This window comes from Shewanella sp. 11B5, assembly GCF_002836795.1.
In the GTDB taxonomy this organism is placed as follows: Bacteria; Pseudomonadota; Gammaproteobacteria; order Enterobacterales; family Shewanellaceae; genus Shewanella; species Shewanella frigidimarina.
Map to the genome: position 1 here is coordinate 1 of NZ_PJAP01001114.1, position 2244 is coordinate 2244.

General features: G+C 39.0%; 1 protein-coding gene. It reads right to left on the reverse strand.

What is annotated here, in order from left to right:
* Nucleotides 1-2221 (reverse strand): M3 family metallopeptidase (locus tag CXF78_RS20915; protein ID WP_257984972.1); only part of this gene is annotated, 2221 nt, incomplete at its 3' end.
* Nucleotides 2222-2244: the final 23 nt, after the last annotated feature.

Sequence of the window (2244 nt, forward strand, 5' to 3'; positions counted from 1 at the left end):
AGAAGACATTGATAAAAAAATAATTCAATTTTAAATAATAAAGTTTTACATTTAAAAAAAATATGATAAGTAATAGAGGATAAATAAATGAATAAATAAATATAAATTGTTTGTATAATTCCATCGGATCTGCACTGCCGCCTTTGGATAAAATACTATCACGGAATTTTTGAGCTGTTTTTGGATCAAAAATTCCATTTTCTTTAAACGCTTCGAAAGCATCAGCACCTAAAATATCAGACCAAAGGTAACTGTAGTATCCTGCAGAATAACCGCCTGCAAAAATATGCGAAAAGTAAGTGCTGCGATAACGAGGGGCTATTTGGCTAATTAAGCCCATTTTATTTAATGAGGCCAATTCAAAATCTTTTGCATCGCGTAGTTTGCTATCTTTAAGAGAATGCCAATCCAAGTCTAAATAAGTGGCAGCCATATATTCGACAGTGGCAAAACCTTGATTAAATTGGCTAGCGGCTTGGATTTTATTTATTAAAGATTGGGGAATAATTTCACCCGTTTGATAATGCTTTGCAAATTGTGATAATACTTCCGGCTGTGTCATCCAGTTTTCCATCACTTGAGATGGAAACTCAACGTAATCACTTGGTACGCTAGTTCCGGATTGAGAACGGTAAGTCACATTAGAAAGTATGCCGTGCAATGCATGTCCAAATTCGTGAAACAGAGTACTGGCTTCGTCAAATGTAAGTAGTGCTGGCTCATTACCTGCTGGGCGAGGGAAGTTAAGTACGTTAACCACAATCGGCTTTGATTCTACTCCATTCATATTATATTGTTGACGGTATACGTTCATCCACGCGCCGCCTCGCTTACTTTGACGGACAAAATAGTCGCCCATAAATATAGCGAGCAAGCTACCGTCTTTATCATAGACTTCCCAGGTACGAACATCTGGGTGATACTTGGGCAAATCCGTACGTTCTTTGACAGTAATGCCATATAAACGATTAGCGGTATAGAATACCCCTTTCAAGGTACTCTCAAGTGAGAAATAGGGCTTAGTTTGCTGTTCATTGAAACTGTATTTAGCGACGCGAATTTTATCTGAATAATACCACCAATCCCATGCTTCAATGGTCAAATCGGTACCTTGGGTATCGACTAGCGCTTGCATGTCTGCCACTTCACTTTTAGCCTGCTTTAATGCAGCTGGCCACACTTTATCTAATAGAGCATAGACATTCTCTGGGGTCTTAGCAGTGCGAGACTCAAGTACAAAATGAGCATGAGATTGATATCCCATAAGCTGAGCTCGTTGTGAACGTATTGAGGCTATTTTGGCGAGAATCTTTTTATTATCGAATTCATTGTCATTATTTGCTTGAGCAACGTAAGCCTTAAATAGGGTTTCACGCAGTTTTCGATTATCAGCGTAAGTCAAAAATGGGGTCATTGATGGGCGATGAGGAGTAAAAATCCATTTACCTGGATGACCCAGTTTTGTAGCTTTACGAGCTGCAGTGTCCACCACATCTTGTGGTAAACCGGAAAGGTCTTCTTGGTTGTCAATGATGAGTTGAAAGCCATTGGTTTCAGCTAATAAATTATCGCCAAAAGTAAGGCTTAACTTACTAATTTGTTCATTTAAACCTCGGAGGGTAATTTTATCTTCTGCTGATAAATTTGCTCCGCCTCGGGTGAATGATTTGTATGTATCTTCCAGTAATTTTGCCTGTGCAGTATTCAAGGACAAGCTATTACGTTGTTCATGTAAAGTTTTTACTCGTTGAAACAGCATTGGATTTAGGAAAATATCATCTTGTGATGACGATAGTTTAGGTGAAATCTGTTTGGATATAGCTTGTAACGCATCGTTAGTGTCTGCGCCCGCCAAATTAAAGAATACGTATGATACTCGGGTTAGTAAATCGCCCGAAAATTCCATTGCTTCAATCGTATTTTCAAAAGTTGGGGGCTGAGGATTATTTGCGATAGTACTAATTTGCTCTTGCAGCTCAGTCATTCCAGCTTCAAAGGCTGGGATATAATCATCGGTTGTAATATTGGCAAAATCAGGGATTTCAAAAAATGTACCGTAAGGTTTAAAAAACGGATTATCAGCATGTTGTTGTTCTATTTGTGCAGCTGTTAATGGCGTGGGGTCATTGGTCGTTTGGGATACGGTTGACATGGAGCAGGCATTTAGTGCAAATATTACCGCGATGCTGGCGAAAAGGGGTTTAAGGGGTAAGCCCTTCATATCTTGTCCTCTTTTGTTTATTG